Below are 20907 nucleotides of genomic sequence, written 5' to 3' on the forward strand. Positions count from 1 at the left end.
CGACTCGCCGGCTCTCTGCGGAGCCCTGGTTGACCGACCCGAAGGCTAGGTGACGGCCCCCTGACGGTCCACTGACTTTTTCGCTAGCATCCATTCCAAATGCTGATGAGTTCAGGCAAGACCTCTGGTAAACCCCTGATGCTGGCGCAGGTCTCGCGTCTGCGTTTCCGGCACCTGCAGTTCCTCGACATCCTCGGAAAGACGCGCAACTTGCGCCTGACTGCCGAGCAGATGTACATCACGCAGCCGGCGGCCACCAAGGTGCTGATGGACATCGAGGAGATGCTGGAGGCGCGCCTGTTCGATCGCCTGCCGCGCGACATGCAACCCAACGAGCTGGGGCTCTTCACATTGCGTTATGCGCACTCGGCACTGGACGGCTATCGCAAGTTCGTGGACGAGTTCAGCACCCTGAAGCAGGGAGGGCACGGCCATCTGTCGATCGGCGCCGTCTCAGGTGCGGCGCATCTGCTGACCGCCGCGGTGGCCGAGCTGCAGCGCCTGCGGCCGCTGCTGGTGGTGAAGGTGCTGGAGCAGAGCAGCGACCAGCTCATCGTGTGGCTGGCCGAGCGCAAGATCGACGTGATGATCGGCCGCTTCACCGACGAATCCCAGCGAGACCAGTTCCACTACGAGAACCTGACCGGTGAAAGGTTGCAGATCACCGCGGGCGTGCACCATCCGTTGCGCGGACCGAACGCCCCTGGACCGAGGGAGCTGTCGAACTGGCCCTGGATTCTGTACCCGACATCCACGGCACTGCGAAAGGTGTCGGACGATATCTTCCGCAGCACGGGCCTGTCGCTCACCTCGGGCATCGTCGAGACGCCGTCGTTCCTGTTCGCGCTGGAACTCTTGCAGAGCACGACCATGCTCTCGCTGCAGCCCGCCGCGCTGGTAGACAAGTATGTACGGCGCGGGCTGCTGACGCGCATCGCGACCGAGCTCCCCACCCGCATGCCCGACTTCGGCCTGATCACGCTGCAAGGCGAGCCACCCAGCACGGCCGCGCTGGCGTTCATGGATGTGATCCGCAACACGGCGGACCATCAGGCCGAAGCGGCATTGGCTGAAAGGGCGACGCCGGGCGCCGGGTCCTAAGCCACCGGGGCGCGCGTCCGCCAAGCAACATGGCCGCTGCTCGCAGTTCTACGCCGAGGCAGTAGAACCCCTACGAAGGTCCCGTCTCAGATCCACTGATCATTCTCGACAGTCCGTACCCCGGGCGCGCCATCACCCGTATTCACCACGCCTCGCGGCTCTACCAGCAGCATTTTCACCTCCGCCTGCGCAGAAGGCCTGTGTTCCACGCCCTTGGGCACCACCGCCATCTGTCCCGCGCGCAGCACGATGACGCCTTCGTCGGAAAGGCTGGCACGGTGATGGATGTGCAGTTCGCCTTCAAGCACGATGAAGGTCTCGTCGGTCTCGGCGTGCACATGCCATTGGAATTCGCCGTGTACCTTCACGACCTTGAACTGGTAGTCGTTCATTTCGGCGACGACGCGCGGTTGCCAGTAATCATCGATCCGGTGGATCTTCTGGATCAGGTCAATGGCTTGGCATTGGCCACGCTCGGCTGGCGTTGTGGTTGAGCTGGAGGGCAGGGACATCGATTGCTCCGTTCTTGGGAATGACGTCGAAGATAAGCAGCGCTCCCACAGCTGTATTGAACGTTCGTGGCCAATCGCCAAACGTCGCGCTCGCTCGCCGCGATGCGCAACCACCGCCCGGGCGTCAGCCCGAATGTCTTTGCGAAGTGTCGCGTCATGTGGCTCTGGTCGGCGAACCCTGCCACCGCTGCGGCGTCGGCCAGCGAGGTGCCGCGCACCAGCATGCAGCGCACCATGTCGAGCCGCCTCATGGTCTGAAAGCGGTAGGGACTTGTGCCGTAGAACATGCGAAAGTCGTGCGAAAGGCTCCAGCGATCACGCCCCGTGGCAGCTTCGAGGTCGTCCAGCGTGATGACCTGCGCCCGGTGCGCGTGCAGGTAGTCGTGTGCGCGCTGCGCGGCGAGAAAGTCGCCCTTCGGTCGTCGTGCGGGTGTACCCGCCACTGTTTCCAGGGCGAGCGCCAGTTCGGCTATTGCCTCGCTGTACTCGAGCGGTTCGAGCGGGGCATCGACATCCTGCAGCAAGTTCCGGGTCGCGGCCGCAAGGCGCGAGTCGGTGGTCACGCCGCCTTCAATGAAGGGCAAGGCCCGCCCCTGGAGCACCGCTTGAAAGAGCGCGGGTTCGACGTAGATCATGCGGTACTGAAACCCTTCGTCGGTACCCGCCTGACCGTCGTGGGCCTCGTCGGGGTGCAGCACGATCGTGTGGCCCGGCAGGCTGTCGCGCCGACTGCGCCGGTAGTTAAAGCTTTGGACGCCGGCCAGCGTACTGCCGACCGCGTATGTGTCGTGGCGGTGCATCGCATATGCCTTGCCGTGAAAGCGCGCCTCAATGCGCTTTTCCGTCGATGGGTTCCGTATGCCTCACCCACGCGACAGGTGCGGCGGGTGCTGGTGCGCGACTCATGGCCGGTATGGTATCGAAACCACGCGGGCAGACGAGAAGGACAACCGTCGCTGCCGCAGCGATGCGCGATGCACGATGCGCCAGCGACCTTGCTGCTCATCCACATCCCCTGTTGCGCTGAGATCAGGCGCTCAGCGGAGCTTCGCCTTGCGGTCGTTGAGTGGCAGGCGCCACAGGTCGTAGCGTTCGTCCCCGCTCTTGACCGAACCCGCAAAGTGGTTGTTCAAGGAACTGGACGTGAAGATCAGATCTCCGCCAGGAAGGATCGCGGGGGTGTCTGGCCATTGCACACCGTCATCGGATGCAATCAGCGACATTGTCTTCGTGCGCGGTTCGTACTTCACGATGCCGTTGTGCGTGACGTCGGCGATGTAGAGCGCTCCCTTGGCGTCGGTCACGATCCCGTCGGTGTTGCCGCCCAGTGCCCCCAGGTCGTGGATGGCTGCTGAGATTTGCTCATCGCTCGCATTAGCCCTGCGCAGGATTGCAGTCGGAACGGCGCGTGCGCGGGTCCCTGTCGTCACGGTCCAGTACAGCGTGCGGCCATCAGGCGACAGCGCAATGCCGTTGATGCCGAGCAGCAGTGGATTGCCGGGCCACACTTCGGAGCCATGGGAAACGACCTTGACGCCAGGCTCGATCTGCAGGCCCGGATGCTTGTCGAGCACGCGTCGAGCCTCGCCCGAGGCGAAGTCCACCACGATCAAGCCCACCATGTTGGCGGGCGCACTGCGCATGCCGCTGTCGGAGATATACGCGACGCGGCGGCGCTCATCGACCACGATGTCATTGAGGAAGCTGCCCTTGCGATCGGCCACGCCGTCAAGGGCGATGCGCTTGACCGTCCGACCCGACTTCAGGTCGAGCACCAACACCTTCTGGGCGCCTGCAGGCGCTTCGGTCTCTCCGGCGACGAAGCCCATGTCCAGCGCCCACAGCCAACCGTTCTTGCGATCGACATGGAAGCCCAGGACGTTGCGCAGGCTTTGCTCCGGCGCGGCCGTGACCGCATTGCCTTGCACCGAGGGAAACGCCGTCAGCCGAGCCGGTCCCGTTTGCGCGCGGATGTCCAGCACGCTGAGGGTTGCCGGGGCGTCGGCAGAAACCAGCCGCGGCGTGCTCACGTAGGCGGCGCCCCGTGCATCGAAATGCAGCCCGGCGATCGGTGCGCTGACAGAGCCGGCGAAGGGGGCCGGGTCCGCACCGTCCTTCGACGGTTCCCAGCTGACGCCGGCATAGCTGCGCCAGCGTTCGAGGGGCGTGGTATCGGCGGCATGCGCCGCCGCGCAGAGGGCTACGAGCGCGGCCAGCGCGATGGAAGCCAGTTTGGGCATGTGAAGAGTCATGAGAAGCTCGAAACAGGAAGATAAAAAACCGACGGCGGCTCAGGCCTGCCGGTGCATCTGCAGCAATTCGAAGGCACCGATCAGAGGCCCCGCCTTGGCGCGCAAGGCATCCAGAGTGCGGCGGCGGCGAGGGAGCACAGGTGCTTGTGCATGTGATTCATCGATTGCGTTCGGCCAGGTTGCGGCACGCTCAGCCCCGGCCCAGCAGCAGATCGCGCATGGCAGCGCCGACGCCGGCGGCCGACTGCGGGTTCTGCCCGGTGACGAGGCGGCCGTCGACGACGACCTTGGCCGTCCAGTCGGGCGCCGGATGGTGGTGTGCACCGCGCCGCTCGAGCGTGCTGGCGAGCAGGAAGGGCACGACCTCGTCGAGTTGAACTGCGCGCTCCTCGTCGTCGGTGAAGGCGCTGACGTTCTTGCCCGCGATCAGGTAGGCGCCGTTGCTCAGCTTCACGTTGACCAGTGCTGCGGGGCCGTGGCACACCGCACCAACCACGCCACCCGCTTCATAGATCTCGCGGGTGACGCGCGAGACATCGGCGCTGGTGGGGAAGTCCCACATCGCGCCGTGGCCGCCGGCAAAGAAGATGGCGCTGTATTTCGAGGCGTCGACCTCGCCCAGGCGCTGCGAATGGCTCAGGTTCTCGCGGAAGTCGAGATCCGCCCAGTAGCGAGTGTTGACCTCGTCCTGGAAGTCCAGACCGTCGACCGGCGGGTCACCGCCTTGGATCGAAGCGAGTTCGCAGGGAATGCCGGCAGCTTCGAGTTCGGCCAGGGGATGGGTCAGTTCGCCGAGATAGAAACCGGTCGGCTCGCCCGTGGTGCCTTTGGTGCCGTGGCTTGTGAGGACCATGAGCACGGGCTTGAGCGAAGGGGCCGTGGCAGTGGAAGTCATCGTGTTACTCCTGTAGCAGGGAAGTGCAGAACCGCAGTGCTGCGATGACCTGAATGTATTGATTGCACCTTCGGAGATAAACTGGCCCTAGGGGAAAATATTTGTTCTTGAAAGGACTAAATGAGTCGCAGATTCGATCACCTTGGTGACGTGGAGATCTTCGTCACGGTGGTCGAGAAGGGGTCGATGACCACGGCCGCGGTCGCGCTGGCCACGACACCGTCAGTGCTGAGCCGGGCGATCACGCGCCTCGAAGCCCGCTTGGGCGTGCAGCTGCTGCGACGCACCACCCGGCGCCTGAGCCTGACCGAGCAGGGGCGGCTGTACCTGGAGCAGGCGCGGGCGGCTTTCGCGTTGATCGACGATGCCGAACGCACGATGCAGGGACAAGGCGATGAATTGAAGGGCAGCGTGCGACTAAGTGCCCCCACCACCTATGCCCATCACCGGCTGCCTGGACTGCTGCAGCGCTTCTCGACTCAGCACCCGCAGGTGCGTATTGAGTTGAACATCGCCAACCGCAATGTGGATCTCGTGGCGGAAGGCTACGACCTGGCCATCCGCATGGGCAGCCTGCCCGACAGCGGGTTGGTCGCGCGCAAGCTCGAGGATGCAGCCATGTGCCTGATTGCCGCACCGAGCTATATCGCCCGTGCCGGTGCACCCGCGGACATCGGCGACCTGGCGCGGCATCGCTGCCTGGCTTTCGTGATGCCCAGCACGGGGCGCGTCTCGCCCTGGATCCTGCGGGCGGATGGACGCGACATCGATTGGGTGCCACAAGGCGGCTTGCAGGTCTCGGACGATGTACTGGGGGTGGTCACGCTTGCCCAGAGCGGCCTTGGCATCTGCCAGACCTATGACTTCATCGCGCAAGATCTCATTGCACAGGGACGAGCTGTCGAGGTGCTGACACAGGCACGTGGGCGCTCGCGGCCGTTTTCCGTGATCTATGCACCGCACCGGAGGCTGTCGTCGGCATCAAGAGCGCTGATCGATTCATTTGTCGCGACCGTGGGCGGAATGGATGACGAATGAAGATGCCTGACCTGAGTGAGCGCACTTTCAAATTTCGGGCCGCGGGTCCTTGTCCGTGATGGCGAGATTGATCGGAATCCGGATTTCGCGTGTGATGCTTCCAGGCATCTCGAACATCAGCGTGATGTGCCCCTTGACCCGTTCGAAGGGTTTGTCCAGCTTCACGTGGAAACCTCGTTGACTGCACAGGACATTGTCGTAGGTCCAGAGCGCGAAATCCTGCAGCGACGACGCCTTGCTGCCCTCCTTTACTTGCAGCCTCTCGTTCTTCTCATTGGTTAGCTCGTAGTCCTTGATCTTGTAGGTTACGAAGTCAGCGATGTCGTCGTTCGTATTGGCGATGTGGCCATTGCGCTTGTACTCGTCAAGTTTGGTTTTGGACAGCGGGTAGTAAGTCAACAAGTCGAACTCGCTCGCCGGCTTCTTCTTGATCAAGGTCAGATCGGAGTTGATGATCAACACATGGGCGCTGAGATGCGTGAGCAGCGCTCTCGCTTGACCCCCCGAGTACGGAGGTGCCGCGTGAGCGTGGCAGGCGAACAGGGCACAGAGAAATAGCTGTAGCAATTTTTTCATCGAGGGACGCATGTAAGGTGGATTGCAAGATATCAGGCCTTGGCGACTCGCTTCCCGGCCGGCTGCATGAATGAGGGAGAACTTGGCCTCGTCATTGTCAGCCTCTTCAAAGTCGCCCGACCGGTTGAATCCGTCGCGGAATGCCACCACTCCCGGTCAACCATCGATTCCGAATTTTTGGGATTCCTTGCGTTGTGTGGCGATTGATCATGGGTTCCGGTCTCTCACGCATGGGATTGCTTGAATTCGGGCGTCCTGAGCACTTTCAGCCCAGCAGAAAGTGCGGTTTGGTATGCACGCTCCACCTCTGCCTTTTTGATCAGGACGGCAAAGTAGGTATCGCTTCCCAGGTCAATGTGGAGCATCTCGAAGCCGAGCGGCGCAGCCCAATTCGCGGCCTCGCTGAGGCCGCCAGGCACGGTTCTGGCCCTTTCGTCGCAGAGGCCCCAACTCCATCGTTCAGCAATTCCGAAGCTGGCCGAGACCTCAGCGACCTGCCACTCCAACTCCTCGGGCGCCTTCCAATCGCACTGGATGACGAGCCATTGCCCGGTCTTTTGACCAGCCTTGCCCAAGGCAATCTCCTCGAGCGCTTCCGATGAGTTGCCATACGTATCGAAGCTGGCAAGCATCATGTCTACGAGGCGACGCCGTTCGTCCTCAGCCAAGTGAGCCGTCAGCAGGCGCATGAAATGCGCCGAGGCTTCTCTTCGTTCCGAAGTGGACTCGTCTTCAGCGCCACTTGCAATCTGGTTCAGCGCGAGAGGAGCCGAGCAAACTTGATCGGGCTTCGGCTCGGTCCCGTGACCAAATAGCTTGGCGATACGTTTGAACATTGAGTTCCCTGTCGATATGACGCGATGCGATGGTTGGGCTGAGTCGACAGTCCCGCCGATCAATTGCAGTCGAGGCGGCATTTCCACAACCCGCGAGTGCGTCCCAGAACGCATCTCTCTCTGTTTCGACCGTTCCATCTCCTCGTTTCTGAAACAGCCACGAGGCGTTCCGAAAGTCGGCTTGGCGTCGCATGCAGGCCATCGTCAGACTTACCCAAGACCTGACGCCGGAGTTAACCGGTAAATAACCGTCGGGTAGCTATTTGCCTGATTGAACGATTTTTCGTCCTTTACTCAGATTTCATATGCATAGATGCAACTGAGCTCAGCCCCTTTCAGGACGGATTTAAAGGGTTCGGGCGCATCTTTGAGGATGGCTCCAAAGCTCGCATTGAGTTTGCCACGACCCATGCTGCCCCTGTACTTGATGCTCTTGGGCTTGGCCTGAAGCTGGAGCCTGTTTGAACCCGACAGCGCAGCCTCCAACCTGAAGATGCCATGACGGAAATCGGTGGACTCGGAGGTTTCCGCCCTTGGTGAAACCAGGCGTATGGTTTGCCCGCGGTAGGAGAGTTTTAGATCGACCTCAACAATGCTGGCGGGAATACTCCCCACCAAGGTGAGTACCTGCCCCGCATGACTCCCGGTGCAGTCCAATTGCGCTGTATTTGCACCTGCGACGGCCTGACCCGAGAGGGCAAACAGCAATGCCAGGGTGCAGAGAGGCAAGATTTTTCTCATATGCCCTCCTTGGGGCGAACGCAACGTATCCCGCGCGACCTGCGAGATTGGCTGCGTGGCGCGGATTCTCTGGTCACGGTCTCCTCCTCAAAAAATGTTTCTGATCATAGGCTTGGCCATTCGCCGGTGTATTTCCTGCAGGCATGAAGCGGCCATGAAACCCGGCAGCTTTGGGCAGCACTCACGGAAATTCCTTCGGCCATGGTCCGATGCTTGTGGCCAGCTTGAGCTTTGCGTAACCCCGAACCGTAATGCACAGGGCGCGGGATCACATTGCCGAGCGTACGCAAACACGTAGATCTCATTTGCCCGGAAGGCGCACGCAGCGCCTTGCCGTGTGCTGCGCCGAGTCATGCAAGAGCCGCCCGACTACCACCAGCGCACAACCAGCGCCCCGGCCGCCGCGCTCCTCAGGTCCCTCCCACCACGTCGATTTCGACGCGCCGGTTGGGCTGCAGGCATCGCACGAGTTCCGGCGTGGCGTGCGTGCCTTCGCAGTCGCTCACCACGGGCTGGCGCTTGCCCATGCCGGACGCGCGCACCTTGCTCCTGTCGATGCCGGCCTGCACGAGAAGATCGCGAACGCTGTTCGCACGGGCCTGCGACAGGGCCTGGTTGTAGGCGTCGGTGCCGAGGCGGTCGGTGTAGCCCGTCACGGTCACGTAGTGCAGCACCTTGAAGTTCGCACGGATGTCGGCAGCCAGGCGCGCGACGCGCTCGCGGCCTTCGGGGAGCAGGTCGCTCGGCCCGGAGCCGTCGAAGCGGAAAAGGCCGTCGGCGTTCAGCGTGACCTTCTGCGGCGGCAGCAGCGTGGGCGACGCGGCAACGGGCACCACCTCCGGCGGCTGCACGAAAAGGGCGCAGTCGGGGTTCTTCCAATGCGTGCTTTCCACCCGGTATTGCCCTTCGACGCGCGCGAAGCGCACCTTCATCTGGCAGGTCACCTGGTCGTTGCCCTTGCCGGTGTAGAAGTTGAACGCATAGTCCCACTCCGACACGCCGAAGATGCCCTCGTCGAAGTGCGGATTGCCCAACTCCAGCCGGACCTGGTCCTTGCTCAGCCCGGGCCGCACGCGCCGCACGTGGTCGGGGCCGACGAAATCGCCGGTCTTGAGATAGGAGCTCTTCAGTTCGGGGAACTTGATCTCCTCCGCAGCGAAGGCATTGCAGGAGGCAACGGCAAGAAGCACTGCCGCGAGGACGGCGGGGATGATTGGTTTTGACATTTCTGGCACAAGTGATTGATTCGATCGGTTGGACGCAGACACGTGCTCAGTCCCACACGCCGCCGATGCCGACGCGGAAGGCGACGGTCCCGCGCGAGGTGGCCGACGCGCCGCCGGTGACGCTCCAGCGGCCGTTGTCGGCGGTCTTGCGCAGCGAGACGCCCATCGCGGCCTGCTGCTCGTAGTACCCCATGCCGGCCGCATAGGTCAGCTTGCCCGGAACGTAGGGCGCGCTTTCCATCGCCATCGCCGCGGCAACGCCTGCGTAGGCCTTCTTGCCGATCTCGTTGATCGTCTTGCCCATCAGGTTGACGCGCGCATCGGTGTAGGCGGCGTTCGCCGCGTTGGCCTGGTTCAGCTGCTGCACGTTGACCGCATCGGTGGGCGCCACACCGGGCGCCACGTTGTGCACCGTCACCGGCCCCGTGGAGCCGCCGTTGCCCAACGTCACGCTGTTGTGGTTGACCGTGCCGTCCACATTGGTGTCGTAGCGCACCGCACTCTGCTGCACCGCCTGCAATTGGCGCACGTTCACTGCGTCGGTGGCCTGCGTGCCGCCGGCCACGTTGGTGATCTGGCGCTCGTTGCCGGTGGAGCCCACCGACACGCCGCCCTGCGTCGACAGCACCGAGACGTTCGAGAACAGTTCCTTCTGCCCGTTCATACCCGCGCGGTCCGCCGTGGCGCCGGCGCCGATGGCCGCGCCGTTGCTGCTCGTGGCGATGGCATTCGCGCCGAGCGCGATGCTGCCCGCGCCGTTGGCCTGTGCGCCATTGCCAGTGGCGATGGCGCTCGCGCCCAGCGCAATGGCCTGTGGGCCGACGGCCACGCTTTCTGCGCCCGCGGCCTGCGAGTCGGCGGCCTGCGAGTTGGCGTGGAAGTACTTGATGCCGCCGCCGGTCTGGATGTTGTTGATCGCCTGGTTGGTCGCGTAGAGCTGGCTGCCGTTCACCGCGTCGGTGCTTGTGGCGCTGAGCTGGCCGGCGGCCACGTTCTGGATCTGGCGTTCGGCTCCCGCACTGCCGACGCTGACCACGCCCGCGGGGTTGGCGCCCGCGAAGTTGTAGGTCTGGCCCTGGATGGTGACGCTGGCCGTGGGTGTCGCGGTGGTGGTTGTGGAGCCGTTGCCCAGCGCCACGCTGTTGTCGGTGGTTGCGGTGGCACCGGTGCCGACGGCCACACTGTTGTTGGCGTTGACGACCGCGCCCGACCCGACGGCCGTGCTTTCACTGCCGGTGGCGACCGGCGCCGAGTAGCTGGTGGTCTGCGAGCCGGTGATCCACTTGTTGCTCGCGGCCACCGCCTGTGTCGCCACTGCCTGCAGTTGCGCCACGTTCACTGCGTCGGAAAGCGCGGTGCCCGCGGCCACGCCGGTGATCTGGCGGTACACGCCGTTGGCCGCGTCGCCAATCGACACGGCGCCCAGCGTGCTGGCGGTCCTGGCGATATTGGTGCCGGCCGCCGCGGTGGTGCCGGTGCTCGGATCGTATCCCACGATGCCGGCTGCGGTGGATGCAACCGAGTTGCTGCCGAGTGCCACGCCGTTGGCCACAGTCACGCCCGTGGCGTTGCCCAAGGCGGTTGCATTGGTCACCTGAATGTTGACGCCGTTGCCCAGCACGAAGGTGTTGTTCGCGCCGCTGCCGATGCTGTTGTTGTTGCCCACGCTGTAGCTGTTGGCGCCATCGATGATGCTCGGGTCGCCGATGGCGCCGCTGTTGTTGCCACGCACGTTGTTGCCTGTGCCGATGCTGATCGACTGCGTGCCGCTGGCGGTCGCTCCGTCGCCGATCGCGATGCTGCTGTCCTTGCTGGCCGTGGCGCGATTGCCGATGCTGACGGTGCCGTTCGCATTTACGTTGTTGCCGGCCTGTGTACCCATCGCCACATTGTTATTGCCGGTGATGTTTTGCCCGGCGTTGTCTCCGAAGGCGGTGTTGCTGTCGCCATTGACGGTGAATCCGGAGAACATGCCGATGGCGGTATTGCCTTGACCGGTGACCATCCAGCCCGCGTAGCCGCCCAGGCCGGTGTTGTTCGAGCCGATCACGTCCATGCTCGAATTCACGCCGATACCGGTGTTGTTGCTGCCTTGCACGCGGCGCCCGGCCTGCGTGCCGATGCCGGTGTTGGCGCCTCCAGTCACGCTGAGGCCGGCGTCATTGCCCAGGTAGGCGTTCTGCACGCCGTTGATGTTTTGTCCGGCGCGTGCGCCCACGGCGACGTTGTCGCGGTTGCCGGCGGCGGCGCTCAGGCCGGCCTGCCAGCCGATCATCACATCCCCCGTGCCGCGCGCGGCGGCGCTGGCACCGATGGCGAGGGCCTGTGCGTTGGTCGCTGTGGCTCCCGTGCCGATGGCGAGCGCGTTGGACTGGTTTGCCGATGCGCCGGTGCCTAGCGCGAGCGTGTTCGACTGCGTCGCCTTCGCGCCGTTTCCGATGGCAGTGCTTCCCGCTCCGGTGGCTGCCGTGGCCGTGTTGCCGAACAGCAGCGCTCCTGAGCCTAGCGCCGCCGCTGCCGCATTCGCCACGGCCGGCCAGTTGGGCGAGGCGCCGGTGCCGTCGTCGGGCAAGCCCTTGATGATGGCGAAGCCGCCACTGTTGTTGGGCACCTGGCAGGTCCACGTCTGGCTGGGCCCGCCCTGGGACATGCACATTGAGCCGCCATTGACGCTGAGGCCGGCCCAGGCGGCGCCGGTTCCGCACAGGACTGCCGTGGCAGCAACGAGCGTGCTGCGCGCCGAGCCTCGCGCGCCCCTGGAGCGCGTCGTTTCCGCGGCGGCCACGAAAGCACCGAGTGCCTCGCTCCAGACGGAGCGGTAGATTCTGTTCATCACGAATATCCAGTTGAAGGCGCCTGCCAAGCCCGTGGCCGCAAGTGCTTCTTGCCAGTCGGTCGCCTCCGGTTCGCCGGCTCGCCGAAGCGGCTGGTACCCGGGGCGGGAAGGGTGCGGATGATTCGTGAAGGGGTTTCAGGCTCCCAGTCGAATGCGAGATTTCGCGAGAAATCCCGACGCTTTTTGCGCCGAAATGTGACCTTTTGCTAACATTTCTGCATCTGCGCGACTGCTCGAATTCGTCAGATTCTTCCGGTTCGCCATCCACCAGAATTCAGCGTTCCCAGGTACCAAGGCAAGCAATGCGCATCGCGATCGTCGAAGACGAAATCTCCCAGCAGGCTCTTCTGATCCGCACGTTGGAGCAGCAGCTGGGGCGCGAGGGCACCGTGCACTGCCAGGGGTTTTCCGACGGACTCGCGCTGCAGCGGGAGCTTCGGCGCGAGTCTTTCGACCTGGTCATCCTGGACTGGTCCGTTCCGAGCATGGACGGCCTCGAGCTGCTTCGTTGGCTACGCGTGTGGAAGGGGAGCTCGGTTCCGGTGCTGATGATCAGCTCCAGGGGTTCCGATGACGACGTGGCCGAGGTGCTGAATTCCGGTGCCGACGACTACATCACCAAGCCCTTCCGCCCGCTCGAACTCCGGGCTCGGGTGCTGCGGCTGATGAAGCGCAGCAAGCCCCAATCGCCCGACACGCCCCTGAGCATCGGCCGCTGGACGCTCGACCCCGTTGGCCATGTCGTGCACTACCGCGAGGCGGCCGAGGCCGAGCCCGAGAGCTACACGCTGACCAGCCGCGAGTTCAACCTGACGCTGCTGCTTTTCAGCCGCCTCGGCCAGACGGTCTCGCGCGCCCACCTGCTCGAGACGGCCGGCTACGAGACCGAGGAGGCGCCCTCGCGCACGCTGGACAGCCATGTCTACCGGCTGCGCAAGAAGCTGCACCTGGATGCGCGGCGAGGAATGATCCTGCGCACTGTCTACGGGCAGGGCTACCAGCTCGGCCTCGCGCAGGAAGGGCGCCCGTGATATTGCGAGCGCAGGGAGGCCGCCGACGGATCGCGTCGGTGGTGGCATTGGCGGCATGCGTATTCAGCGGCCTTCTTGGGGCCCAGCCCTCGCACGTGGTGCAGCCCGGCGACACGCTGTGGGGCATCTCCGCTCAGCACTACCGGCAGCCGGGCCGCTGGCCCGAGATCCAGCAGCGCAACAACGTGGGAGAGCCCAGGCGGCTGCACCCCGGAACGGTGCTGTACTTCGCGGACGGTCGTCCGCTGGGCGAAGGCGAGGCGATGGTGCTCGCCGTAACCGGCCAGGCCTGGCAGCGCCGCGCCGGCAAGCCGGACGTGCTCGTGGCCCAGGGCATGCCGGTGCAGGCGGGCGACACGCTGGCCACCGGGCGGGACGCCTTCCTTACGCTCGGGCTGCCCGACGGCAGCCGCTCGGTGATTCCGTCGAGCAGCACGGTCGAGCTGCAGACCGTCGGGCGCGACCGTGTCGGCCTGAGGCTGCTTGGTGGCGGGATCGAGTCACAGGTGCACAAGCGGGCCTCCGGACAGGAGTTCCACATCCGCTCGCGCGCACTGGTGCTCAGCGTGCGAGGCACCCAGTTTCGCGTGCGCGAGCACGGCGGGCGCACGGTGGGCGAGGTCATCGAGGGCAGCGTGGCCGTGCGCAGTTCGCCGCGGTCGCGGCAGCTCGTGCTCGAAGCGGGGCAGGGCAGCGTGTTCGACGGCGGCGGGAGCGACCCGGCTGGCGCGGAGGTCCGTACGCTGCTCGCCGCGCCGAAGTTCACGAGCCGCGCCATGTCGCCGACGTCGCCCGGCGTCGAGGTCGAACAGGTCCCCGGCGCGCAGGGTTATCGCTGGCGCATCGCGCAGGACGATTCGATCCTCGCGCCGCTCGTCGAAGGCTCCAGTGCGAGCACCTCGCTCGCATTACCGAAGGACCTGCCGCCCGGGTTCTACTACCTGCGGGTCGCCGCCGTGGATGCCGCCGATCTCGAAGGCATGCCGGGCGAGTTGCTGTTCTACATGCCTTCGCCGACCGGATCGGTGCGATGGAAGGACGACGGCCGCGTCGAGCTGCTGTGGTGGGGCTCGCCGGACAGGCGCTACCGGCTGGAGATCTCGCGCGACCCCGATTTCGCGATCCGACTCGTCGACCTGCAGGACATGCAGGCCGGCAGCGCGATCGTCGGGCCCTTTGTGCTGGGTGGGCGCTACCATTGGCGCGTCAGCGAGACAGAAGACGGAACGCACTACGGGGAGCCATTCACCGGCGGCAGCATCGATGTGCCCGTCCGATGAGTTTTCGTCGATGGACCATGCGATTGCGAGCCCTGGGCGCGCCACTGGCGGCGCTGATCGTGTTTCCGGCCCTGCTGGTATGGCTGGCCCAGCGCCCCGGCCTGGAACAGCTCGACATGCATTTCTACGACCGCGCGCTTCCGCTGGCCGCGCAGTCGCCTTCCCCTGAAATACTGATCATCGCGATCGATGAATCCAGCCTCGCCGCGCTGGGCAAATGGCCCTGGCCGCGCGAGACGCATGCGAAGCTGCTGGACCGGCTCGCCGATGCCGGCGCGAAGTCGGTGATGCTCGATCTGCTTCTGATGGAACCCAGCGACGACGCCGTGCATGACGAGCGCCTCGCGCAGGCCATGGGGCGGCTGCCGGTGTGCCTGCCCTTGCAGGCCAACCGCACGCCGAGCATTCCGCGCGTCGCGCCCGACGAGTTCCTCTCGCCGCTTCCCATGTTCCGGGAGCGCGCCAGCGGCGTCGGCCATGCCGAGCTGGTGCTCGATGCCGACGGCATCGCGCGCAGTCTCTTCATGCGGCTGGGGCCGCCGGACAATGCGCGGCCCTACATCGGCCTGCTCATGGCGGGGCGCGTGCCCCCGTCCTCGCGGTCGCAGGGCGTCACCGATGGCGCGGGCTGGCGCTATGCCGACCGGCTGCTCATTCCCTACGCGGGGCCGCGCGGCAGCTATCGCACCGTTCCCTACGTGAACGTGCTGCGCGGCGAACTGCCACGGGAGTTCCTGCGCGACAGGATCGTCCTGGTGGGCAGCACCACGGCGGGGCTTGGCGACCAGGTCGTGGCGCCGCTGGCTGGGCATGCCCAACTGCTCGCTGGCGTGGAGGTCCACGCCAACGCCATCGATCAGCTGATGCACCGCCGCTCCATCCGCGTGCCGGGCTGGCTGGAGAGCTATTTCTGGATAGCGCTGCCGCTGTGGCTGGCCGCATGGCTCTTCTGGCGTTTCGAGGGTGCGGGCCTGACGCGGCTCGTCGGCGTTGCGCTGGGAAGCGTTCTCGTCAGCGTGGCGGCGCTCTACTGGTTGCGCTGGTGGCTGGCACCGGCAACGCCGGTCGTCGGGCTGCTGGCGCTCTACCTGATCTGGAACTGGGGTCGCCAGCGCAGCCAGCTTCGCTACCTGCAGCAGCGCGCCGAGTTGCTGCAGGCATTGCCGGCAGGCGCCTTCGAACTCCCACCCGCCGACTGGCGCCAGCCCCGGCACGCGCTGCCTTCCAACCGCGTGCTCGACTGCGCGATATCGCGCATGGTCGGGCTGCAGGTGCTGGCCGAATCCACCATCCAGGCGATGCCGGTCGGCGTGCTGCTGTGCGACTCGCAGGGTCTGGTGGTGGGCAGCAACGCCGCCGCCCGCGAACTGCTGGGCGTAGCGAACTGTTCCGAAGCGGCGACTCGTCAGCTGCAACACCTGCCGGACCTGCTGCGCTCGATGCGGCGCCAGTCGAACACGCTCGCTCACACCGACGGCGCTTCTCCTGCGTGGATCGGGCAGGTCCACAGCGAGTACGCGACGAAGGACGAGCGCCACTTCCAGCTGCTGATCGCGCCGGTGATTCCGGGCGCAGCGCCTGCGCCGTCGGGCTACATCGTGGCGCTGGCGGACTTGACCTCCGAGCGCCGCGCGCAGCAGCAGCGCGAGCTGTGGCATCGCTTCCTCTCGCACGACCTGCGCAATCCGCAGGCCAGCATCCTTGCGCTGATCGACCTGGAAGAGCTCGATGCCGGTGCCTCGCCCCTTACCTCTGCCATCCGGCGCGAGGCATTGCGCACGCTGCAACTGGCCGAGGAGTTCCTCGATGTCTCGCACGCCTGGACCGGGAAGTACAGGTTCGCACCCGCGCACCTCGGCGCGCTACTGCTAGACGCGCGCGATCAGGTCTCCGCGTACGCATCCCGCAGGCAGGCGGAGCTGGTGCTGCGGATGGCCGAAGAGGACGAGGAGATCGAACTCAGCGTCGACGCCGCACTGCTGACACGGGCCGTGGTCAACCTGCTGAACAACGCGATCAGGCACAGCCCCCCGGGGTCCGGCGTACAGCTGTGCCTTGCCGCTGACGAGCGGGAAGTCGCGATCGCGGTGATCGACCAGGGAACGGGGATGAGCGAGCAGACCCTGCAGCAGCTGCTTTCTGGAACAAACGAGGCCTCGGTCGGCCAGCCTTCCGGCGAGCAGGGCATTCGCTCGCACGGACTGGGCTTCGAATTCGTGCGCACCGTGGTCGCCCGCCATGGCGGCACGATCGACGGCATCGCGGCTCCCGATGCCGGGAGCACTTTCTGGATGCTGCTTCCGCGCCAGGTTTGACTCAGGCTGCGGCGGCTGCCTCGCTTCGAGCAGCAGCGGCGGTGACGGTAGTGACGCAAGAGCCGTGCCGCTGCATCGCGACGAGCTGATATCCCTGCCCATAGACCGAACGCAGCAGGAAGCCGTGTTCCCCATGCAACCCGAGCTTGCGGCGTACGCTGGAGGCGCAGGCGTCCAGCGCCCGGTTGCCATCGCGCCGCGTGGCCGCGCCCCACAGCGCGTTCCACAGCCACTCCCGCGCCAGTACCCGGCCCAGGTTCCGGAACGCCTGCAGTGCAAAGGCGAACTGGCGCGGCTGTAGCTGGATTTCGTCGTTCCTGAACTGCACGACGTGCCTATCCTCGTGAAAGCGGTAGTCACCCCATGCGGTGGCACCGTGGGCGTGGCCCAGAGCCATCGGTGTGCCGTCGCGGCGGGGCCGGGCGAGGGCGCACGCCAGCCAGTCGAGCTCGTCATTGCTCATGCGGGACACGTCCGCGGCGAGCATCCCGGCCGGCGCGGTGTCGTTGCCCTTGGGCGACAGCAGCTCCCAGTGCCCGTCTGCGACGGTGAGCAGAACGGGCATGCCAAGCACCTTGCTCACGGCGATGAGGCCGCTGTGCAATGCCTCGTCGTGCTGGCTCACCAGCAGCAATGCGAAGCGCCGCCCGCCGCCGAGCGCGACGAGCACCTCGTCTGCTTCGGCGAACGCCAGGCACTCGTGTCCCATTTGCTGCAGTCTGTCGTGGAGACTCGGTCCCTGGGACTCTTTCGCGCACAGGAGTGCCAGGGGCAGGGCGCCGACTGTATCGAAGCTCATGATCTATGGATGGATTTCCGTGAATGTGCCCGGCAAACGGGACGGCATTTGCAGATCGTTGTCGAAATGAAAGAACGTCAAAAGCCTGCCGTGAGATTTGGTGAACATTCAGTTTGATCGGGAACGCGAAGCGTGACTTTTCTTGCACCGACATCGGCTGCTTTGTGAATGACTGTGCTGCGCCGAAAGGAAAGTGCGCGCTGGAATCTGATGAATTCTCGCCAAGCGCTTCGATCGCACGGCCCCGCGTGGCAGCATCCGCACCCGTTTATTCCGACGAATGGAGTGAGAGAGAAATGAAGTGGATCGTGACGGCGTTCCTGGCGCTGGTGTTCGGGGTGCTTTCGTTCAATGCGTTCATTGCCAACGATCTGAGCCGACAGACGAGCGGCAACCGCATCATCGGCATGTTGATCGATCTCTACGGCTGGCTCATGGCGAACATCGGCGCCGTGCCCTCGGGCATTCTGTTCGCCGCCTGCGCGGCGGGCACCGTGGTGCTGGCGTTAAGGGACGGCAGAAAGAAGGAGTAAGCCGAGCGCGGCCACACGCGCTCCTTTTTCGTTGTTCGAACTACCGTGCAAATTGCCGACCGGCAAGGTGTGGTTCTTGCTCTTGGCGCGGCGGTTTGCCTCGAGCGTTGCAACCCCAGTGCTTGGCACGCCGCGCATCTTTGCAAGTGCCAGAGGCACCCACTCATGATCCTGGTCAGCGGTTCAAACGGGCGCGACTCCGTGACCGCAATGCTGCAGGAAAATCTTCTCTATATTCTCTTGTCTTCAATGAAGCACATCGTCATTGCGTCGTTCGCAGTGTTGAGTACAGCAGCATGTACCAACATTCCTCATTTCAACCGCCCGCCTCCACCAACAGGGATCAGGTATGACCCCAATGTCTTTGTTGCGGGCATTGCAACCATGTCGGATGCAGAGTTAGTGCGTCAAAAGGAGCTGGCGAATGCGGGCGACAAAAGAGCTGCCTTCAACGTCTACGGACACTATCGCTCTGCTCTGAATGATCAGACGAAGGCCATGGAGTGGCTTTTGATGGCCGCCGAACTCGGTCATGCTCCTGCGCAGTACAACTTGGGTCAGATCTATCTGCATGATGGCGACAAGGAGAGGGCCATCTACTGGACGAGACGGGCAAAGGACAGCGGATACCCAAATGCGCAGGCTACATTGGAGTCTCTGGAGACTCAATAGCTGATGTCCTTCTGGACAAGCCGACGTTGAAATGACTGGTGACCAAACACCTCAGTGCATTCGCAGATCCGACAGGAACTTCCTCGCCCGCTCGCTCTGTGGATTGGCGAAGAACGCTTCCGGCGAGCCGGTCTCGACGATGCCGCCGTGGTCCATGAACCAGACGCAGTCGGCCACCTCGCGGGCGAAGCCCATCTCGTGCGTCACGCACATCATCGTCATGCCGTCGCGCGCGAGCGACTTCATCACCTGAAGCACCTCTCCGACCATTTCCGGGTCGAGCGCGCTCGTCGGCTCGTCGAACAGCATGGCCGGCGGGTCCATGGCCAGCGCGCGTGCGATCGCCACCCGCTGCTGCTGGCCACCTGACAACTGGCCCGGATAGGCATCGGCCTTGTTCGCCAGGCCCACGCGCGCCAACAACTCCTCGGCGCGATCGCGGGCCTCGCCCCGGCTGCGGCCGAGCACACTGGTGGGTGCCAGCATGATGTTCTGAGCTACCGAAAGATGCGGAAACAGGTTGAAGTTCTGGAAGACGAATCCGACCTGGCTGCGGAACTTGTTGACGTCCACCGACTTCGCGTGGATGTCGCGGCCATCGAAACGGATGCAGCCCTTCTGGATCTCCTCCAGCCTGTTCACGGTGCGAATCAGCGTGGACTTGCCGGAACCGGAAGGGCCGCAGACGACCACCACCTCACCGCGGGCGACTTCCGCCGTCACGTGCTGCAGCGCATGGTATTCGCCGTACCACTTGTCGACGGCCTCGAAGGCAATCATGGGAGAGGTGTTCATGGGGTTCACTCGGCAGGAACTGGAACGGGGTGGACGGGCCGGGAGGCCGACACGGCAGGCTGGCCGGCGCGCCGGGTCGCGATGCGCCGCTCGAGGTGCCGCGCCAGCTGCGTCAGCGAGAAGCACAGGATAAAATAGATGACGGCAAGCAGCACGAACACCTGGAATGGCTTGGTCATCAGCGCGCCGTTGACCTGGTTGGCAGCGAACGTGAGCTCGTTGACAGTGATCACGTAGCCGAGCGAAGTTTCCTTGATGGTGGACACGAACTGACCCAGCATCGCAGGGATCATGTTGTAGAGCGCCTGCGGTAGGATCACCAGCCGCATCGCCTGCATGTGGCTCAGGCCCACGGCGCGCGCGCCTTCCATCTGGCCCTTCGACAGCCCTTCGATGCCGCCACGTACGACTTCCGACAGGTAGGCCGCCTCGTAGATCACGAGCGTGGCCAGCATGGTGGCGAAACCGCCCACCGGCCGCCCGATCAGCATCGGCAGGAAGAAGTAGACCCAGAAGATGAACATCAGCAGCGGCACGCCGCGCACCACGTAGACGAGCACCGTGGCAGGCCAGCGCAGCACGGCAAAGGGGCTGATGCGCGCCAGCGCGAGCAGCACCCCGAGCGGAAAGGCCAGCGCGATGCCGAGCACCGCGAGCGCGAACGTGATCGCGAGCCCGCCGAGCGGACCGCTCGGATACTGCCCGACCAGCAGCAGCATGCCGTGGTCGCGCAGGATGGCCAGAAATTCGCTCATGCCTTCTTACCTCGTCGGGATGCGCAAGCGGCGCTCGGCCAGGCTGCCGCCGGCCATGATCAGGAACGAGAACCCGAGGTACACGAGGGTCGTGAAGAGGTACACCTCCACGGTCCGGAACGACTGGCTCTCGATGTCGCGGGTGACGTAAGTGAGCTCCGCGACGCCGACCGCCATGGCGAGGCTGGAGTTCTTGAACAGCAGCACCGTATGGTTGACGAAGGTGGGCAGCGCGATCCGGACGGCCTGCGGCAGCACGACCTGCCGCAGCGACTGCAAGAAGGTGAGCCCGAGGGCCCGGGCAGCCTCCAGCTGCGATTGGGGGATCGAACGGATGCCGCCGCGCAGTCCTTCGGACATGTAGGCCGCCATGGCCAGGGCGATTGCGAAGAAGGCGAAGAAGAACTCGCTTCCCTGCCGGTTGATCCACTGCTGCCAATCGCCCGGCAGCAGGGTCGGGATGCCGAAATACCAAAGGAAAAGCTGCACCAGCATCGGAACGTTCTGGTGGTACTCGACGTAGCCCGCCACGAAACCTTGCGCTGCGCGGTTCGGCGCCATCCGCAGCAGGGCGAGCAGCGTGCCGAGCACGACGGCCAGCAGCCAGGCCGCCGCCGTGAGCTCGAACGTGGTGGCGAGTCCCTTCGCGATCAACTGCGGGTTGTCGCCCCGCAACAGCACGGAAAAGTCGATGGGGTTCACGGCAGCTCGCCT

19 protein-coding genes and 1 pseudogene are annotated in these 20907 nt (G+C 64.7%); 7 read left to right on the forward strand and 13 right to left on the reverse strand.

The window, feature by feature from the left end; translation table 11 throughout:
- The first annotated feature begins 99 nt into the window (after nucleotides 1-99).
- Nucleotides 100-1101 carry a LysR family transcriptional regulator gene (locus EJP69_RS19780; RefSeq protein ID WP_170217182.1) on the forward strand — a complete coding sequence of 334 codons (1002 nt, stop codon included), beginning with the start codon at nucleotides 100-102 and terminating at the stop codon, nucleotides 1099-1101.
- Nucleotides 1102-1187: 86 nt separating this feature from the next.
- On the opposite strand, the gene EJP69_RS19785 is transcribed toward EJP69_RS19780, so the two are convergent.
- The 4 genes and pseudogenes from EJP69_RS19785 to EJP69_RS19800 all read right to left on the reverse strand — a co-directional run bounded on the left by EJP69_RS19785 (nucleotide 1188) and on the right by EJP69_RS19800 (nucleotide 4760).
- Nucleotides 1188-1613 (reverse strand): cupin domain-containing protein, encoded by a 426-nt coding sequence (locus EJP69_RS19785; protein ID WP_126472196.1) that lies wholly within the window; start codon nucleotides 1611-1613, stop codon nucleotides 1188-1190.
- Between the two features lie 92 nt (nucleotides 1614-1705).
- Nucleotides 1706-2519: pseudogene (locus tag EJP69_RS19790) on the reverse strand (AraC family transcriptional regulator); the annotation flags it as partial.
- Nucleotides 2520-2650: 131 nt separating this feature from the next.
- On the reverse strand, nucleotides 2651-3853 hold the full coding sequence (locus EJP69_RS19795) for a major royal jelly family protein (RefSeq protein WP_240652227.1): 1203 nt from the start codon (nucleotides 3851-3853) through the stop codon (nucleotides 2651-2653).
- A 202-nt stretch (nucleotides 3854-4055) separates the two neighbouring features.
- A complete protein-coding gene (locus EJP69_RS19800; RefSeq protein ID WP_126472199.1) occupies nucleotides 4056-4760 on the reverse strand; it encodes a type 1 glutamine amidotransferase domain-containing protein in 705 nt (234 codons plus the stop codon).
- A gap of 120 nt (nucleotides 4761-4880) precedes the next feature.
- Between EJP69_RS19800 and EJP69_RS19805 the strand changes: the two genes are divergently transcribed.
- Nucleotides 4881-5798 carry a LysR family transcriptional regulator gene (locus EJP69_RS19805; RefSeq protein ID WP_126472200.1) on the forward strand — a complete coding sequence of 306 codons (918 nt, stop codon included), beginning with the start codon at nucleotides 4881-4883 and terminating at the stop codon, nucleotides 5796-5798.
- A gap of 27 nt (nucleotides 5799-5825) precedes the next feature.
- On the opposite strand, the gene EJP69_RS19810 is transcribed toward EJP69_RS19805, so the two are convergent.
- From EJP69_RS19810 to EJP69_RS19830, 5 genes are all read right to left on the reverse strand, one after another.
- Nucleotides 5826-6521 carry a hypothetical protein gene (locus tag EJP69_RS19810; protein WP_240652228.1) on the reverse strand — a complete coding sequence of 232 codons (696 nt, stop codon included), beginning with the start codon at nucleotides 6519-6521 and terminating at the stop codon, nucleotides 5826-5828.
- Nucleotides 6522-6598: 77 nt separating this feature from the next.
- Complete coding sequence (locus EJP69_RS19815; RefSeq protein WP_126472201.1) at nucleotides 6599-7210, reverse strand: DUF6630 family protein; 612 nt, start codon at nucleotides 7208-7210, stop codon at nucleotides 6599-6601.
- A gap of 294 nt (nucleotides 7211-7504) precedes the next feature.
- Nucleotides 7505-7951, reverse strand: coding sequence for a hypothetical protein (locus tag EJP69_RS19820; protein WP_126472202.1), 447 nt, complete (start codon nucleotides 7949-7951; stop codon nucleotides 7505-7507).
- A gap of 410 nt (nucleotides 7952-8361) precedes the next feature.
- Entirely contained in the window at nucleotides 8362-9177 is an 816-nt protein-coding gene (locus EJP69_RS19825; RefSeq protein WP_126472203.1) for an OmpA family protein, read from the reverse strand.
- Between the two features lie 46 nt (nucleotides 9178-9223).
- Complete coding sequence (locus EJP69_RS19830) at nucleotides 9224-12010, reverse strand: ESPR-type extended signal peptide-containing protein (RefSeq protein WP_126472204.1); 2787 nt, start codon at nucleotides 12008-12010, stop codon at nucleotides 9224-9226.
- Nucleotides 12011-12315: 305 nt separating this feature from the next.
- Here EJP69_RS19830 and EJP69_RS19835 point away from each other — a divergent pair, with 305 nt between their 5' ends.
- The 3 genes from EJP69_RS19835 to EJP69_RS19845 are packed head-to-tail and all read left to right on the forward strand — an operon-like array spanning nucleotide 12316 to nucleotide 16639.
- A complete protein-coding gene (locus tag EJP69_RS19835) occupies nucleotides 12316-13044 on the forward strand; it encodes a response regulator transcription factor (RefSeq protein ID WP_126472205.1) in 729 nt (242 codons plus the stop codon).
- Nucleotides 13045-13085: 41 nt separating this feature from the next.
- Entirely contained in the window at nucleotides 13086-14324 is a 1239-nt protein-coding gene (locus EJP69_RS19840) for a FecR family protein (protein WP_170217183.1), read from the forward strand.
- A 17-nt stretch (nucleotides 14325-14341) separates the two neighbouring features.
- On the forward strand, nucleotides 14342-16639 hold the full coding sequence (locus tag EJP69_RS19845) for a CHASE2 domain-containing protein (RefSeq protein ID WP_170217184.1): 2298 nt from the start codon (nucleotides 14342-14344) through the stop codon (nucleotides 16637-16639).
- A gap of 1 nt (nucleotide 16640) precedes the next feature.
- Here the strand turns inward: EJP69_RS19845 and EJP69_RS19850 are convergent, their stop codons facing one another.
- Nucleotides 16641-17438: a winged helix-turn-helix domain-containing protein gene (locus EJP69_RS19850; protein WP_126472208.1), complete on the reverse strand. Its 798-nt coding sequence runs from the start codon at nucleotides 17436-17438 to the stop codon at nucleotides 16641-16643.
- A 296-nt stretch (nucleotides 17439-17734) separates the two neighbouring features.
- On the opposite strand from EJP69_RS19850, the gene EJP69_RS19855 reads away from it, so the two are divergent.
- Nucleotides 17735-17971: a hypothetical protein gene (locus EJP69_RS19855; RefSeq protein WP_126472209.1), complete on the forward strand. Its 237-nt coding sequence runs from the start codon at nucleotides 17735-17737 to the stop codon at nucleotides 17969-17971.
- Between the two features lie 165 nt (nucleotides 17972-18136).
- Nucleotides 18137-18643, forward strand: a complete 507-nt coding sequence (locus EJP69_RS19860; RefSeq protein WP_126472210.1) for a tetratricopeptide repeat protein — start codon at nucleotides 18137-18139, stop codon at nucleotides 18641-18643.
- Between the two features lie 51 nt (nucleotides 18644-18694).
- Here EJP69_RS19860 and EJP69_RS19865 read toward each other — a convergent pair whose 3' ends face one another.
- From EJP69_RS19865 to EJP69_RS19875, 3 genes are read right to left on the reverse strand one after another with little or no spacing between them, the layout of a single operon-like run.
- The gene (locus EJP69_RS19865; RefSeq protein WP_126472334.1) at nucleotides 18695-19423 is read right to left on the reverse strand and encodes an amino acid ABC transporter ATP-binding protein; all 729 of its coding nucleotides are present in this window, start codon (nucleotides 19421-19423) and stop codon (nucleotides 18695-18697) included.
- A 20-nt stretch (nucleotides 19424-19443) separates the two neighbouring features.
- Nucleotides 19444-20193, reverse strand: a complete 750-nt coding sequence (locus EJP69_RS19870; RefSeq protein ID WP_126472211.1) for an amino acid ABC transporter permease — start codon at nucleotides 20191-20193, stop codon at nucleotides 19444-19446.
- A gap of 6 nt (nucleotides 20194-20199) precedes the next feature.
- Complete coding sequence (locus EJP69_RS19875; protein ID WP_126472212.1) at nucleotides 20200-20895, reverse strand: amino acid ABC transporter permease; 696 nt, start codon at nucleotides 20893-20895, stop codon at nucleotides 20200-20202.
- Nucleotides 20896-20907 lie beyond the last annotated feature (12 nt).

The organism is Variovorax gossypii (genome assembly GCF_003965815.1).
Taxonomy (GTDB): Bacteria; Pseudomonadota; Gammaproteobacteria; order Burkholderiales; family Burkholderiaceae_C; genus Variovorax; species Variovorax gossypii.

What these genes read in the sequence shown, in the direction of transcription:
- EJP69_RS19820 (WP_126472202.1), bottom strand. Translation starts at nt 7,951, where the DNA reads ATGAGAAAAATCTTGCCTCTCTGCACCCTGGCATTGCTGTTTGCCCTC.
- EJP69_RS19805 (WP_126472200.1), top strand. Translation starts at nt 4,881, where the DNA reads ATGAGTCGCAGATTCGATCACCTTGGTGACGTGGAGATCTTCGTCACG.
- EJP69_RS19850 (WP_126472208.1), bottom strand. Translation starts at nt 17,438, where the DNA reads ATGAGCTTCGATACAGTCGGCGCCCTGCCCCTGGCACTCCTGTGCGCG.
- EJP69_RS19855 (WP_126472209.1), top strand. Translation starts at nt 17,735, where the DNA reads ATGAAGTGGATCGTGACGGCGTTCCTGGCGCTGGTGTTCGGGGTGCTT.
- EJP69_RS19785 (WP_126472196.1), bottom strand. Translation starts at nt 1,613, where the DNA reads ATGTCCCTGCCCTCCAGCTCAACCACAACGCCAGCCGAGCGTGGCCAA.
- EJP69_RS19795 (WP_240652227.1), bottom strand. Translation starts at nt 3,853, where the DNA reads ATGCCCAAACTGGCTTCCATCGCGCTGGCCGCGCTCGTAGCCCTCTGC.
- EJP69_RS19870 (WP_126472211.1), bottom strand. Translation starts at nt 20,193, where the DNA reads ATGAGCGAATTTCTGGCCATCCTGCGCGACCACGGCATGCTGCTGCTG.
- EJP69_RS19845 (WP_170217184.1), top strand. Translation starts at nt 14,342, where the DNA reads ATGCGATTGCGAGCCCTGGGCGCGCCACTGGCGGCGCTGATCGTGTTT.
- EJP69_RS19865 (WP_126472334.1), bottom strand. Translation starts at nt 19,423, where the DNA reads ATGATTGCCTTCGAGGCCGTCGACAAGTGGTACGGCGAATACCATGCG.
- EJP69_RS19860 (WP_126472210.1), top strand. Translation starts at nt 18,137, where the DNA reads ATGATCCTGGTCAGCGGTTCAAACGGGCGCGACTCCGTGACCGCAATG.
- EJP69_RS19825 (WP_126472203.1), bottom strand. Translation starts at nt 9,177, where the DNA reads ATGTCAAAACCAATCATCCCCGCCGTCCTCGCGGCAGTGCTTCTTGCC.
- EJP69_RS19830 (WP_126472204.1), bottom strand. Translation starts at nt 12,010, where the DNA reads ATGAACAGAATCTACCGCTCCGTCTGGAGCGAGGCACTCGGTGCTTTC.
- EJP69_RS19835 (WP_126472205.1), top strand. Translation starts at nt 12,316, where the DNA reads ATGCGCATCGCGATCGTCGAAGACGAAATCTCCCAGCAGGCTCTTCTG.
- EJP69_RS19815 (WP_126472201.1), bottom strand. Translation starts at nt 7,210, where the DNA reads ATGTTCAAACGTATCGCCAAGCTATTTGGTCACGGGACCGAGCCGAAG.
- EJP69_RS19800 (WP_126472199.1), bottom strand. Translation starts at nt 4,760, where the DNA reads ATGACTTCCACTGCCACGGCCCCTTCGCTCAAGCCCGTGCTCATGGTC.
- EJP69_RS19780 (WP_170217182.1), top strand. Translation starts at nt 100, where the DNA reads ATGCTGATGAGTTCAGGCAAGACCTCTGGTAAACCCCTGATGCTGGCG.